Below are 14,518 nucleotides of genomic sequence, written 5' to 3' on the forward strand. Positions count from 1 at the left end.
GTGTGCGCTGCACAAATCAATGCTTTTCTGCGTCGGTGAAGCGACAGAATCACGCGACAGGGTGTTGTCTACAATAAAAGTTCAGTTAACGCCTAGCGATTCCGGCGCATTTGCGATTTCGAAAAGTGCAACTGCCCAGGCGGCGACATTCTGGCGAAGCTGCGTGGGATCGATCTTGTCCAGCGTGTCGTCCGGCGTGTGATGAATGTCGAAATACCGGGTGCCGTCCTGCTGGAGATCGATCACCGGAACGCCGGCCTTCACCAGCGGTTCGATGTCGGAACCTCCGCCCGCGGGCAATCGGCTGGCCCCGATGCCGAGCGGCGCCAGCCCGGCCACGACCCGGCGGGCAAGCGCATCATGGCCTTGCGGCAGCTTGAAATCCGCCCGCCAGACGCGATCTGCCCCGAAGTCCGATTCCATCGCCATGGCATGTGCTTCCTTGCCATGGGCGTCGTAATAGGCGCGGCCGCCATTGCCGCCCACTTCCTCCGCACCGGCCATCAGCACGCGGATGGTGCGGCGGAGCGGCCCGGCCTTGGCCGCCTGAAGCGCCGCAGCGGCCACGATGCCGCAGCCTGCGCCATCGTCTATCGCCCCCGTGCCCTGATCCCAGCTATCGAGATGGCATGCGGCGACGACCACGCCCGCCTTGGGATCGCTGCCGGGGATTTCGGCCAGGACATTGCCCGAGGGCTGGTCCTTCAGCATCTTCGAACTGAGCGTGAGGTGAAGCCGCACCGGCTGCCCGCGGGAGACAATCCGGACAAGCTGTTCGGCATCGGGCACGCTGAGCGCGGCGGCGGGAATGGGTTTCACGCCATCCGCCCACATCTGAACGCCTGTATGGGGCTGGCGATGATTGTCGGTGCCGATCGAGCGGATCAGGATGGCTATGGCGCCCTTTTTAGAGGCGATGCTGGGACCCTGGCGGCGGGTCGCGCCGAAATAGCCATAGGAACTGCCGTCCTGCGTCGCGTGCATGGCATGGCTGACAAAGGCGATCCTGCCCTTCAGGCTGCCTTCGGGCGCGGCCTCCAGATCGGCCAGCGTGGGGAAATAGACGACCTCTCCCTCGATCCCTTTGTCTGGGGTGGAGGCGCTGTTGCCGAGGGCGGCGAGAACCAGGGTCTGCGGGAAGGGGGCGATCACGCGGGCCTCGTCATGGCCACGCAGCCATACGGGCATGGTGTAGGGTTCGGCCCGGACGTTGGAGAAGCCAAGGCCCTTGAGCTTCGCCACGGCCCAATCGCGGGCCCGTGCTTCCTGTGGGGTGCCGGCGGGGCGGGGTCCGACCTCGGTGGTCAGGCCTTCGGTGAAGTCCATCGCGACCTCGTCCGTCAGGGCCGACGCGCGAATCGCCTCCAGCCCGGCCGGCGCCGCGGCAAGAGGAAGGACAGGGGTGGATATGCTGCCGAGGAAAAGGGCGGCAAGCGTGCCCGATCGGATTTTCTGCATGGATCAAGGCTTAGCGGGACATCCCCCATTTGCCAACGCGTTCCGCCTCCGCTAACCCGGCGCCAATTTCCAACGATTGTCCTTTCGGAGCTGCTTCAAGCCATGTCCGCCTCCTCCCAATACGCCTTCGTCATGAAGAGCATGACCAAGAGCTTTCCCGGCGCCGCCAAGCCGGTGCTCAACCAGATCAACCTGCAATTCTATCGCGGCGCGAAGATCGGCATCGTCGGCCCCAACGGCGCGGGCAAGTCGACCCTGATGAAGATCATGGCCGGCATCGACACGGATTTCAGCGGCGAGGCATGGCCGGGCGAGAATATCTCGGTCGGCTACCTGCCGCAGGAGCCTCAGCTCGACCCGAACAAGACGGTCTTGGAAAACGTCAAGGACGGCGCGCGGGAGATCGCGGACAAGCTGGACCGCTTCAACGAGATCAGCATGATCATGGCCGATCCGCCGGAGGACGTCGATTTCGACGCGCTGATGGAGGAAATGGGCACGTTGCAGGAGCAGATTGACGCCGTGGACGGCTGGACGCTCGACAACCAGCTTGAGATCGCGATGGAAGCGCTGCGCTGCCCGCCTTCGGACTGGCCGGTCGACAGCCTGTCGGGCGGTGAGAAGCGCCGCATCGCGCTCACCCGCCTGCTGATCCAGAAGCCGGACATCCTGCTGCTAGACGAACCGACCAACCATCTGGATGCCGAGAGCGTCGAATGGCTGGAAAACCACCTGAAGGAATATGCGGGCGCGGTGCTGATGATCACCCACGACCGCTACTTCCTCGACAATGTGGTGGGCTGGATTCTCGAACTCGATCGCGGGAAATATTTCCCCTACGAGGGCAACTACTCCACCTATCTGGAGAAGAAGTCCAAGCGTCTGGAGCAGGAAGACCGCGAGGCGACCGGGCGTCAGAAGGCGATCAACGACGAGCTGGAATGGATCAGGGCCGGCACGAAGGGCCGCCAGACCAAGTCCAAGGCGCGCATCAAGAAGTTCGAGGAACTGGTCGCCAGCCAGGAGAACCGTACCCCCGGCAAGGCGCAGATCGTCATCCAGGTGCCCGAGCGTCTGGGCGGCAAGGTGATCGAGGCGAAGAATATCTCAAAGGCCTATGGCGACAAGCTGCTGTTCGAGAATCTCTCATTCATGCTGCCGCCGGGCGGCATCGTCGGCGTGATCGGGCCGAACGGCGCGGGCAAGTCGACCCTTTTCAAGATCATCACCGGGCAGGAGCAGCCTGATTCGGGTGAGATCGACATCGGTTCGACGGTCCGCCTCGGCTATGTCGACCAGAGCCGCGACCATCTCGACCCGTCGAAGAATGTGTGGGAAGAGGTTTCCGACGGCCTCGATTATGTGAAGGTCAACGGCCACGACATGTCGACGCGCGCCTATGTGGGCGCCTTCAACTTCAAGGGGCAGGACCAGCAGAAAAATGTCGGCAAGCTGTCCGGCGGTGAGCGCAACCGCGTGCACATCGCCAAGATGCTGAAGAAGGGCGGCAACGTGCTGCTGCTCGACGAACCGACCAACGACCTCGACGTCGAAACGTTGGCGGCGCTGGAAGAGGCGATCGAGAATTTCGCGGGATGCGCGGTGGTCATCAGCCACGACCGCTTCTTCCTCGACCGTCTGGCGACTCACATTCTGGCGTTCGAAGGCGACAGTCATGTCGAATGGTTCGAGGGCAATTTCGAAATGTATGAGGAGGACAAGCGGCGCCGTCTGGGCGATGCGGCGGATCGTCCGACGCGGCTTGCCTACAAGAAGCTGACGCGCTGAGCCCGGCGATGCAGCGCGAAAATGCCCAAGGGATTGCAATCATTGCAACGATGGGCATGTTTTTCGCACTTGCAAAATGACGTGCTGCACTGCACATAGGAGGGGCCTTTCAGGCATCCTCTCCTAAAACTTTCAGGCCGGTCCTTCGGGATCGGCCTTTTTTTTGGTGTAAAGCGCCTTGTTGGCGCCTGCTCACCCATGTGGGCGATCTTCCGACACCGCCGCGATCCCTTCCGCGATGTTCCCCGACAATGATTTCACCGCAAAGCATGATTCTTTCCATCTCGGTGCTTCACCCTGCATCTGACTTGGGTTAGTCCCCTCAGAACCAAGGACGGGGGCAGACATTCGGCGATGAGGGCGAAGCAGGTTTAATGGCGTTGACCCCTCTTGCTGCCGTGATACTGGGCGTCGTCCTGGCCCTCTGGCTCGGTGCGGCGGTCTGGGCGCTGTCGAGCGGCCAGCGCCGGCGCCGCGAAGGCATGCAGGCGCAGGGAAAGCTCGACCGGCTGTCGGTCCTGCTCGCCTCCGCGCCGGCCGCGCCCATCGTCATTCATCCCGACGGGCGGCTGGAGGCGGCAGACCGCCTCGCCAAATGGCTGGGCAAGGATCGGGTGCCGACTTTCGTGTCCGAACTGACCGCGCCCGACGGCGGCCTGGAACCCGATGATGCCGCCGCGCTGGCTCGGGAGATCGAGGCGGCCCAGCGCGCGGGGCGCAGCTTCGCGCTGCCGGTGCGGGGCGTCGATTCGTCTCGCCTGCTGCTGGTTCGCGGCGCGCCCGCAGGGCCGGTGCTGGCCGAAAGCGGCGGCGTTGTCCTCTGGATATTCGACGCGACCGACAGCCAGTCGGAAATCCAGACCCTGAAGGGCAGGGTGGAACAGCTTCGGGAAGCGCTGGAAGCGCTGGCATGCCTGGTGGAAGCGGCGCCCTTTCCCATGTGGCACCGCACGGCGGACATGCGGCTCAGCCTGGTCAACACGGCCTATGTCCGTGCTGTGGACGGAGAGAACGCTCGAGAGGTCATCGCCAACGGCACCGAACTGGTCGAGACGGTCGGCGGATTGACGCCGCAGGCGGCCGCCGCGCAGACCCTTGCCGACGGCGCGCCGGTGGAGCGCATGGTTCCCGCGACCATCGACGGCGAGAGGCGGACCATGCGCGTGGTCGATGTTCCCCTCGGCGGGGCAGGCGTCGCCGGTTTCGCCATGGACCAGAATGAGCTGGAACAGGCGCGCGTCGAACATCGGCGGCTGGAGGCGGCGCAGCGCGACCTGCTGGATCGCCTGTCCGCCGGCGTGGCGCGTTTCGGGTCGGACCGGGCGCTGCGCTTCTGGAACCAGCCCTTCATGAGCCTGTTCGGGCTGGATCAGGAGCGGCTGGCCGACAATCCGCCGTTCGAGCGGGTTCTGGACCAGATGCGTGAAGCACGCAGATTGCCCGAGAACAGGGATTTTCCGGCGTGGCGCGCGGAACGGCGCGACTGGTTCCTCTCGCCCGACCCGCGGGAGGAAAATTGGCTGCTGGCCGACGGCACCCATTTGCGCGTCTATGCGCAGCCGCTGCCCGACGGCGGGTTGCTGCTGATCTTCGAGGACCGGACGGAGCAGGTCCAGTTGTCCAGCGCCCGCGACACCCTGCTCCGCGTCCGTACCGCGACCTTCGACAATCTGTTCGAATCGATCGGCGTCTTTTCCTCGGACGGACGCCTGCACCTTTGGAACAGCCGTTTCCGGTCGATCTGGGACGTGCCGGAGGATTTGCTGGCCAGGCATCCCCGGATCGACGAACTGATGCGCGCCGTCCAGTCGCGCCTCGCCAAGCCGCAGCAGGCGAACCTCGTCCGCGAACTGGTGCGCGCCGCCACGGTGGAGCGCAAGCAGCGCGTCGGCCATGTCGGCTTTGCGGACGGACGCATCTTCGAATTCGCGGCGATCCCGCTGCCCGACGGCAATGCGCTGTTCACCATGCTCGACGTCACTGACAGCCGCCGCGTGGAACAGGTGCTGCGCGACCGCAACGACGCGCTGGAGCAGGCCGACAAGGTGAAGACCGCCTTCGTCACCAATATGAGCTACGAACTGCGCACGCCGCTCACCACCATCGCCGGTTTCGCGGAGATGATGAGCGCGGGCTATGCGGGCGAACTGAGCACTTCCGCCCGGGAATATGTCGACGGCATCCTGCAAAGCACCAACCGCCTTTCCATGCTGATCGACAATGTGCTGGACCTGACGCAGGGCGAGGCGGGGATGCTGCCCATCGAAAAGGCAGATGTCGATCTGGCGGCGGAAGCGCGGGACGCCGTGGCGCGGATCAAGGCGGACGCGACGGGCAAGGGGATCGACCTTGCCATGTCGCTCCAATCGAGCCTTGGCACGGTGCAGGGCGACAAGCGGCGGATCGGTCAGGCGCTGGATCATCTGCTGGAAAATGCCGTGCGCTATTGCAACCGGGGCGGCCGGGTGCTGCTGCACGGCGATGGGACGAGCGACTTCGCCCGCCTCGTCGTATCGGACAATGGCCCGGGCATCAGCGCCAGGCGACAGGCGACGATCTTCGACGCGTCTTCCCGGACCGAGCAGGCGCGCAACGGCAGCAAGGCAGGCATCGGCCTGCCACTCGCCAGACAATTGGCGCAGGCGCATGGCGGGACGCTGGAACTGGTGTCGGAGCCGGGGCAGGGGACCATGGTCGTGATCGAGCTGCCCCGTGGCTGAGGATGAGATCGTGCTGGCCGGGGAGGCAGACATGCTGGCATTCGGGCATCGGCTGGCCGCGCTGGCCCGCATCGGCGACGTCATTGCGCTGGAAGGCGGGCTGGGCGCGGGCAAGACGACGCTTGCCCGTGGGATATTGGAAGGACTGGGGCTTGAGGAGGAAGCGCCAAGCCCCAGCTTCGCCATCGTCCAGCCCTATGACATTCCCGATGTGAAGCTGCCCGTCGCCCATGTCGATCTCTACCGGCTCGACGGGCCTGAAGAGGCTGGGGAACTGGCGCTCGACGACTATCTGACGGACAGCCTGCTGATCGTCGAATGGCCCGACCGGATGGGCGAGGGCGCATGGCCCGATGCCCTGCGCTTCCACATCGCGATGGAACCCGACGGCGCTCGGCGCTTGACAGCGGACGTGCCGGACGCTTGGACGGAGCGATGGTCACAGATATGATCCCGCCCGCCGCCGCTCCCGCCTTTCTCGCGCAGGCGGGGTGGGGGCAGGCCGCCATCGTGCCGCTCGCCGGCGATGCATCCTTCCGGCGTTATTTCCGGGTGATCGACGGGCCTCGCCGCGCCGTGCTGATGGACGCGCCCCCGCCGCATGAGGACCCGAGGCCCTTTATCGCCATTGCTGAGCATCTGACGGAGAATGGCTTTGCCGCGCCCCGGATATTGGCGCGCGACCTGGAGGAAGGGCTGGTCCTGATCGAGGATTTCGGCGATCTGCGCGTCAAGGAGCATGTCGAGGAGCAGCCCGAAGCCGAACGGGATGTCTATCGCCGCGCCGTGGACCTGCTGGCGGCGCTGCATCGCCTGCCGGCGGCCGACGTGCCGCCCTATGACCGCGCCGTCTATCAGCGGGAAGCGGGATTGCTGACCGAATGGTATTGTCCCGCCATTGGCCTGCCGGTGGATGAGGCGGGCTATGTCGCGGCATGGGACGCCGTGCTGCCGATGGTCGAGCGGTCGTCCAGCCCGGTCGTCACGGTGCTGCGCGATTATCATGCGGAAAATATCATGCTGATCGACCGGGCGGCGTCGCATGGCCTGGGCCTGCTCGACTTCCAGGATGCGCTGGCGGGGCATCCGGCCTATGACCTCGTCTCGCTGCTGCAGGATGCGCGCCGGGACGTGCCGCCCGCGCTGGAGGCGGCGATGCTCGACCATTATCGCGCCATCGCCCATCCCCCGGCTGACTTCGACGCCGCCTATGCCGTGCTGGGCGCGCAGCGCAACGCGAAGATCATCGGCATCTTCACCCGCCTGTGGAAGCGCGACGGAAAGCCGCGTTACCTCTCCTATCTGCCCCGCATGTGGGACTTGCTGGAACGCGACCTCGCCCACCCGGCGCTGGGGCCCGTGGCGGCATGGTTCGCGGCCAATATCCCTGCCGGGAAGCGGCACCACGCGCTAGAGGATTACGCCCCGGCATGATCGACACCGCGATGCTGATGGCGGCTGGACTGGGCAAGCGCATGCGGCCGTTGACGGCCACCCGCCCCAAGCCGCTGGTCAAGGTGGCCGGCAAGCCGCTGATGGACCATGCGCTGGACCGGCTGGCGGCTGGCGGCATCCGGAAGGTGGTCGTCAATGTCCACTATCTGGCGGATACGGTCGAGGCGCATCTGGCCGCGCATAATGAAGGCATGCAGATCGCGATTTCGGACGAACGCAGGAAGCTGCTGGAAACGGGCGGCGGGCTGATCCACGCCAGGGAGCAGTTGGGCGACGCGCCCTTCTTCTGCGCCAATAGCGACAATCTGTGGATCGATGGCCCGCAGGAAACGCTGGGGATGATGCGCAGGATCTGGAACCCGGACCGGATGGACGCGCTGCTGCTGCTGGTGCCGCTCGCACGCGCCCATTGCCACCGGGGGCCGGGCGATTTTCACATGGACGCGAACGGACGGCTGACACGGCGCAAGACCGCCCATGTCGCGCCGTTCGTCTTCACCGGCGTCCAGATCATGTCGCCCGCGCTGCTGGTCGATCCGCCGTCGGATGTCTTTTCCACCAATGTCTTCTGGAACCGGGCGATAGAAACGGGTCGTCTCTACGGCGTCTCGCATCAGGGGCTTTGGTTCGATGTCGGCACGCCGCAGGCCATTCCGGTCGTGGAGTCGATGTTGGCCCATGGGTGAACGCACCCGCCCGGCGCTGTTCAACATACCCGCGCACCGCGCCTTTTCCGACGCGCTGGTAACGGGCATCCTCGCCCGGCATGGCGATGATCCGATGCGGCTGGCGCAGGGCATGATCCTGCTGCCCAACAACCGCGCCATCCGGTCGGTCAGCGATGCCTTCGTCCGCAAGTCGGGCGGTGGCCTGCTGTTGCCGCGCCTCGTCGCGCTGGGCGATCCCGATCTGGGCGAACAGGTGGGCGGCGCGCTCGATCCGTTGGGGGAGGATGACCCCATAGCGCCCGCCATCGCGCCGATGCGCCGCCAGATGATCCTGGCGCGCATGGTGCAACAGGCATCGGCGCACCCCGTCGATGCGGGCCAGGCGTTGAAGCTCGCCCAGGCGCTGGGCGCGGTCCTCGACCAGATGCAGGTGGAGCGCGTTCCCATGCGCGCGCTGGCGGAACTCAGCCTGTCGGACGATCTGTCGCAGCATTGGCAGACCTCGCTAAGGCTGTTCGGCCTGTTGCTGGCGCAATGGCCGCAGGAGCTGGCGCGGCTGGGGTGCATCGACCTCGCGGACCGCCGCAATCGCCTGCTGGACCGCATGACGGCGCGCTGGACCAAGGCGCCGCCGGAGGGTTTCGTCATCGCGGCGGGCATGTCCACCACGGCGCCGGCAGTGGCCATGCTGCTCCGGCGGATCGCGATGCTGCCGCAGGGGGCGGTGGTCTTTGCCGGTCTGGATCAGGAGATGGACGGCGATGCCTGGGATGCCATCGGCCCCTTCGATGCCGACCCTCTGACCGGCCGCGCACCTGCGGGGCATGAGACCCATCCCCAATATGCCCTGAAACGCCTGCTCGACCGGATGAGCGTCACGCGCGACGATGTGGCGCTCTGGCGCTGGGGCAGCGAGCATGACGCCCGCGCCGTCCGGGGGCGCAACATCTCCAACGCCATGCTGCCGCCGCGCCTGACGAGCCGCTGGCGCGACCTCAGGACCGCAGACCGTTCGCTCGCCGGGGTGGAGGCGCTGGAAGTCGCGACGCCGGGCGAAGAGGCGCAGGCGATCGCCATCGCCCTGCGCGAAGCGGTCGAGACGCCGGGCCGCACCGCCGCGCTGGTGACGCCTGACCGGCAATTGGCGACCCGCGTGTCCGCGCACCTGCGCCGCTGGGGCATGGAGGCGGACGATTCGGCGGGTCAGCCGCTGTCGCGCCTGCCGCCCGGAACGCTGCTGATCGCCATGGCCGAGGCGCTGGCGGAGCGCTTTGCCCCCGTCGCGCTGCTGACCCTGCTCAAGCATCCGCTCGTCATGCGGGGGGAAGGGCGGCTTGCCTGGCTGGAGGGCGTGCGCGGGCTCGACCTGTTGCTGCGCGGACCAAGGCCGCGGGCGGGCATCCATGGGATCGACCTGTTGCTGGCCGAACGGGAGGGCGAAGACCGGCAAAGCGCCTTGCGCGCCCGCACGCGGCAGTGGTGGGGCGAAGCCCGCGCGCTGCTGGAACCGCTGGAGCAGGCCTTCATGGCTGCGCCGGACCTTGCCGGGCAGTTGGCGGCCATCCGGGAACATGCCGGCCGTCTCTCCCATGATGCGGTCTGGGCCGGGCATCAGGGTCATGCCGCCGCAGACCTTTTCGCGGAGATGGAGGAGGCGGCGAGCGAAGGGCCGCGTCAGGCCGACATACGCGCGCTGCCTGCCCTGTTCGACCATCTTCTGGGCGGCCTTTCGGTTCGCCCGCCGCAGGGCGGCCACCCCCGGATCAGCATTCTCGGCCTGATCGAAGCCCGGCTGGTGCAGACCGACCTCATGATATTGGGCGGCCTCAACGAGGGCACATGGCCGGGCCTGCCCGCGCCCGATCCATGGCTCGCCCCGCGCATCCGGCGGGAGATCGGGCTGCCCGGCCTGGAAAGCCGCATCGGCCTTGCCGCCCATGATTTCGCCAGCGCCCTTGGCGCGCCGCAGGTGCTGATCACGCGCGCCCGGCGCGGGGCTGGCGGTCCGGCGGTCGCCTCCCGCTTCTGGCTGCGGCTGAAGGCTATGGCGGGGCCGCAATGGAAGAGCGCCGACCGCTATGCCGCTCTGGCGCAGGCGATCGACCATGCGGAGGAGCACAGGCCCGCCCGACGCCCCGCGCCGGCGCCGCCTTCGTCAGTGCGTCCGAAGGTCATTCCGGTCACTGACGTCGACCGGCTGAAGGCCGATCCCTACGCCTTCTATGCCAAGCGCATCCTGCGACTGGCGCGGCTCGAGCCGGTGGACGCCGATGCCGGACCCGCCTGGCGCGGCACGGCCGTGCATGAGATCCTCCAGCGATGGGCGGAGGAGGGCGACGGCGATCTGGCCGATCTGGAAGCGCGTGCGCGGGCGATGTTCGACCGGCCGGACGTCCATCCCTTGCTCAAGGCGCTCTGGCAACCGCGCCTTATCGAAGCGATACGATGGATCGCGGCGGAGGTGGCGAGCGATCTTGCCGCCGGGCGGAAGATCCTTTCGGTGGAAACGGAAGGCCGGGCGGAGATTGCCGGGGTGACGCTGACCGGGAAGGCCGACCGCATCGACCTGCTGCCGGACGGGAGGCTGGGCATAGTCGACTACAAGACCGGCAAGCCGCCCAGCGCGCGGCAGGTGAAGGCGGGCTATGCGCTGCAACTCGGCCTGCTGGGCCTGATCGCGGAGCATGGCGGCTTCCCCGGCACCGATTCCGCACCCGTGGCGGGCAGTTTCGAATATTGGTCGCTCGCGAAGAAGGGCGACGCATTCGGCTATCGCGAAAGCCCCGTCGACCCGCTGGGCAAGCGGGATAAGATCGTCACCGCCGACTTCACCTCCCAGGTTCATGCGCAGTTCGAGGAAATCGCCGCCGCCTGGCTCAACGGATCGGCGCCCTTCGATGCGCAGGTGAACCCGGAAGTCGCCAATTATGGCGATTATGACCAGCTCATGCGGCTGGAGGAATGGTATGGCCGGGACGATGGCTAGAAAGCACAACGCTCTGCAACCGCTGGCGGGCGCGCAGGCGCAGGCCGCCGCGCCCGATGCGCATGTGTGGCTGTCCGCATCGGCGGGCACGGGCAAGACCCATGTGCTGACCGCCCGCGTCTTCCGCCTGCTGCTTCAGGGGGTGCGGCCGGAAAATATCCTCTGCCTCACCTTCACCAAGGCGGGTGCGGCGGAAATGGCGGATCGCGTGCACGATCGACTCGCCGCCTGGGTGCTGATGGACGAGGCCGACCTTTTCCACGATCTGGATGCGCTGGGCGAGGAGTCCGGACCGGAAGCCCGCGACCGCGCCCGCCGCCTTTTTGCCGAGGTGCTGGAATCAACCGGCGGCGGGCTGCGCATCCAGACGATCCACGGCTTCTGCCAGCAGTTGCTGACGGCCTTCCCTTTGGAGGCCGGCCTGCCCCCCGGTTTCCGTCCGCTCGACCAGCGCGAGCAGGCGACGCTGGCGCGGCAGACGCTGGCCGACATGGTGGTGGTCGCGCAGGAGCAGGGGGACGAGGCCCTGATGGAGGCGTTGCAGGCGCTGAGCCTGCGCCTGGGGGAGGGCGGGGCCGAGAATTTCCTGCTGCGCTGCGCGGCCCGGCTGGACGCGCTGGACGCCTTGCCGGAGGACATCGCGCCCTGGCTGCTGCGGGAACTGGACCTGCCAGAAGGCGACATCGACGCGCATATTGCCGAACGATGCGCGGACGAGCTGTTCGATATGCGCACGCTCATCTGGATCGCGCAGGCCAATGCGGACTGGGGCACTGGACGGGCGCTGGAACGCTGCGACAGGATCGCGCGCTGGCGGGCTCTCGATCCAGCGGGGCGGGCCGCTGCGCTGGCCGATCTCCACGCGGTCTGGGCAAAGGCGGACGGCGAGCCGATCTCGACCGCCCGGGGCTGGGCGCCTTCGGTGGACGGCTATGGCGATGCGATTGCGCGGATGCACGAATGCTGTTCCGGGCTGCTGGGCCTTCGGACCCGCGCAGCCTATGCCGCCCTGCTCGCCAGGGCTTTGCATGCCGGCCGCGTCTATGCGCGGGCCTATGCGGAAGCCAAGCGCCTTGCAGGAGCCGTGGATTTCGACGACCTGATCGCCAATACGGCGCAACTTCTGTCCCAGCCGGGCATTGCCGACTGGATTCGCTACAAGCTCGACCAGCAAATCGACCATATATTGGTGGACGAGGCGCAGGATACCAATGTCAGCCAATGGCAGATCGTCGGCGCGCTGGCGGCGGAGTTCTTCGCGGGCGAGGGCGCCAAGGGCGACAGGGTGCGCACCATCTTCACGGTGGGCGACTTCAAGCAGGCGATCTTCGGATTTCAGGGGACGAGCCCCGAAGCCTTCCGCGCCGCGCAGATCGTCTTCCAACGCCATGCGGAGGACGCAAGCCATATATTCCACGACCTCTCGCTTCAGCACAGCTTCCGCTCGACGCCGGCCGTGCTGGATGTGGTCGACCGCACCATAGCGACCCTGCGTGCCGAACGCTTCGGCCTGGAGCCGGGCGAAGTCCGGCACATCAGCGCCAACCGCTTTCCGGGAGAAGTGCTGCTCTGGAAACCCGTCATCGCCGGCCTGTCCGACGATGCGGAGGGGGAGGAGGATTGGGCCGCCGATCAGGAGCGGGTGCTGGCCCAGAGCATCGCGCGCCAGATCAGGCAGTGGATCGATGACGGGCTGATGCTGGAGAGCCGGGGCCGCCCCGTGACGGCGGGCGACATCATGATCCTGGTCCGCCGCCGGTCCGAACTGGCGCGGCTGATCGTCGCGCGCCTCTATGAGGAGAAGGTGGCTGTGGCGGGCATCGACCGCCTGCGCCTGAACGCGCCGCTCGCCGTGCGCGACCTGCTCGCGGCACTGCGTTTCGCCGTGCAGCCGGAGGATGACCTGAACCTGGCAGCGCTGCTGGTGTCGCCGCTGATCGGCTGGACGCAGGATGAACTGATGACCCGCCTCATCGGCCGCCGCTTGGGGTTGTGGCAGCATCTGACAGCGACGTTGGACGACGCACTGCTGCACCCCTTGCGGCAGTTGCTGGCGCAGGCGGACTTCACCACCCCCTATCGTTATCTGGAGGCGATATTGTCCGGCCCGATGGATGGCCGCCGCCGCCTGATCGAGCGTCTGGGGTCGGAAGCGGCCGATCCGATAGAGGAATTGCTGAACGCCGCGCTCGCCTTCGAGAATGACGATCATCCCTCGCTCCAGCGCTTCATCGACTGGTTCGACAGGGGCGAGGTGGAGATCGTGCGCGATGCCGCCGCGCAGGGCGACTCGCTCCGCCTGCTGACGGTGCACGGGGCGAAGGGACTGCAGGCGCCCATCGTCATCCTGGCCGACGCATGCCTCGATCCGGACGCAGGCAATCGCGCCGATTCGCTGGAGTGGAACGGCTTGCCGATCATCGCGCCGCGCAAGGGGGAGAGGCAGGGGGCAATCGGCCAGGTGGCCGAGGAGGCCAGCGCCGTCGAGCGCGCCGAACATTGGCGCCTGCTCTATGTCGCCCTCACCCGGGCGGAGGAAAGGCTGGTCGTCGCCGGCTCGCTCGGTCCCCGCGCCAGGGGCGAGGTCAAGCCCGAAAGCTGGTATGCCGCCGTTGAAGCGGCGCTCATTTCGCTGGACGCGGAATGGGAGGCCGATCCGCTCTGGGGCGCGCGGCGGAGCTGGCGCGGAAGCGAAATCCTGCCCGCCAGACCCCTGGAGACGGCTGTTGCGGAAAACCGGACGGCGCATGACGAACCGGATTGGCTCCGCCGCCGCGCCCCTGCCGAGGCGCGCCCTCCGCGTCCTCTGGCGCCCTCCGCTGCGGTGGAGGACGATGTGCCCTATCCGCCGCCGACCCCCGCGATGCGGGACGCGGCCGAACGCGGGCGCTGGCTGCACCGGCTGTTCGAAAGGCTGGCCGATGTGCCGCCGGATGCCCGCCGCTCCCGCGCCGACAACTGGCTGGCGCAACAGGGCCTTGGCGATCCGGCGCGGCGGCATGACGTCATGGAACAGGCATTGCGAGTGATCGAAGACCCGCGATTTGCCCCGCTGTTCGGCCCCGATGCGCTGGCCGAAGCGCCCATCGCCGCCGTGGTGGGCGAGGCGGTGATCGCCGGCACGGTCGACCGGCTGCGCATCGGTGACGATGTGGTGCAACTGGTTGATTTCAAGACCGGCCGCATATCGCCGCTGGTGGTGGAGGAGGTGCCATTGGCCCATGTGCGGCAGATGGCCGCCTATGCAGCCGCGCTCCAGGTGATCTTTCCGGGCCGCAGGATAGAGGCCGGCCTGCTCTACACATCCGCGCCGAGGCTGATCACCCTGCCGCCGGAACTGTTGGAGCGGCACAAGCCCGGCTTTCCGCCCGCGCAGGAGAATTTGCCGCTTCCGACCGTTGAGGCGGATGCGTCGCCATCCTAAATATCCGGCAACCGAAGGA

8 protein-coding genes are annotated in these 14,518 nt (G+C 67.1%); 7 read left to right on the forward strand and 1 reads right to left on the reverse strand.

The features are described from left to right. Window positions 1–81: 81 nt before the first annotated feature. Window positions 82–1,458 (reverse strand): M28 family peptidase, encoded by a 1,377-nt coding sequence (locus tag EWH10_RS09630; RefSeq protein ID WP_044662306.1) that lies wholly within the window; start codon window positions 1,456–1,458, stop codon window positions 82–84. A 102-nt stretch (window positions 1,459–1,560) separates the two neighbouring features. Here EWH10_RS09630 and ettA point away from each other — a divergent pair, with 102 nt between their 5' ends. The 7 genes from ettA (at window position 1,561) to addA (ending at window position 14,499) form a co-directional block, all read left to right on the forward strand. Then, on the forward strand, window positions 1,561–3,246 hold the full coding sequence (gene ettA, locus EWH10_RS09635; RefSeq protein ID WP_025551543.1) for an energy-dependent translational throttle protein EttA: 1,686 nt from the start codon (window positions 1,561–1,563) through the stop codon (window positions 3,244–3,246). Between the two features lie 374 nt (window positions 3,247–3,620). Then, window positions 3,621–5,966, forward strand: coding sequence for a sensor histidine kinase (locus EWH10_RS09640; RefSeq protein ID WP_130029973.1), 2,346 nt, complete (start codon window positions 3,621–3,623; stop codon window positions 5,964–5,966). Then, the gene (tsaE, locus tag EWH10_RS09645; RefSeq protein WP_044662309.1) at window positions 5,959–6,417 is read left to right on the forward strand and encodes a tRNA (adenosine(37)-N6)-threonylcarbamoyltransferase complex ATPase subunit type 1 TsaE; all 459 of its coding nucleotides are present in this window, start codon (window positions 5,959–5,961) and stop codon (window positions 6,415–6,417) included. Before EWH10_RS09640 ends, tsaE begins: the two co-directional genes overlap by 8 nt. Beyond that, window positions 6,414–7,400 carry an aminoglycoside phosphotransferase family protein gene (locus EWH10_RS09650; RefSeq protein ID WP_044662310.1) on the forward strand — a complete coding sequence of 329 codons (987 nt, stop codon included), beginning with the start codon at window positions 6,414–6,416 and terminating at the stop codon, window positions 7,398–7,400. The genes tsaE and EWH10_RS09650 overlap by 4 nt, the downstream gene beginning before the upstream one ends. Then, the gene (locus tag EWH10_RS09655; protein ID WP_025548951.1) at window positions 7,397–8,107 is read left to right on the forward strand and encodes a nucleotidyltransferase family protein; all 711 of its coding nucleotides are present in this window, start codon (window positions 7,397–7,399) and stop codon (window positions 8,105–8,107) included. Before EWH10_RS09650 ends, EWH10_RS09655 begins: the two co-directional genes overlap by 4 nt. Further along, the gene (gene addB / locus EWH10_RS09660; RefSeq protein WP_044662311.1) at window positions 8,100–11,075 is read left to right on the forward strand and encodes a double-strand break repair protein AddB; all 2,976 of its coding nucleotides are present in this window, start codon (window positions 8,100–8,102) and stop codon (window positions 11,073–11,075) included. Before EWH10_RS09655 ends, addB begins: the two co-directional genes overlap by 8 nt. Then, entirely contained in the window at window positions 11,056–14,499 is a 3,444-nt protein-coding gene (addA, locus tag EWH10_RS09665; protein ID WP_065846829.1) for a double-strand break repair helicase AddA, read from the forward strand. Before addB ends, addA begins: the two co-directional genes overlap by 20 nt. The last annotated feature ends 19 nt before the right edge of the window (window positions 14,500–14,518 follow it).

It is taken from the genome of Sphingobium fuliginis, assembly GCF_004152845.1.
Taxonomy (GTDB): domain Bacteria; phylum Pseudomonadota; class Alphaproteobacteria; order Sphingomonadales; family Sphingomonadaceae; genus Sphingobium; species Sphingobium fuliginis.

Excerpts from the sequence above, each read along its gene's own strand:
- addA (WP_065846829.1), top strand. The coding sequence starts at position 11,056 with ATGGCCGGGACGATGGCTAGAAAGCACAACGCTCTGCAACCGCTGGCG.
- EWH10_RS09655 (WP_025548951.1), top strand. The coding sequence starts at position 7,397 with ATGATCGACACCGCGATGCTGATGGCGGCTGGACTGGGCAAGCGCATG.
- ettA (WP_025551543.1), top strand. The coding sequence starts at position 1,561 with ATGTCCGCCTCCTCCCAATACGCCTTCGTCATGAAGAGCATGACCAAG.
- addB (WP_044662311.1), top strand. The coding sequence starts at position 8,100 with ATGGGTGAACGCACCCGCCCGGCGCTGTTCAACATACCCGCGCACCGC.
- EWH10_RS09630 (WP_044662306.1), bottom strand. The coding sequence starts at position 1,458 with ATGCAGAAAATCCGATCGGGCACGCTTGCCGCCCTTTTCCTCGGCAGC.
- EWH10_RS09640 (WP_130029973.1), top strand. The coding sequence starts at position 3,621 with ATGGCGTTGACCCCTCTTGCTGCCGTGATACTGGGCGTCGTCCTGGCC.
- EWH10_RS09650 (WP_044662310.1), top strand. The coding sequence starts at position 6,414 with ATGATCCCGCCCGCCGCCGCTCCCGCCTTTCTCGCGCAGGCGGGGTGG.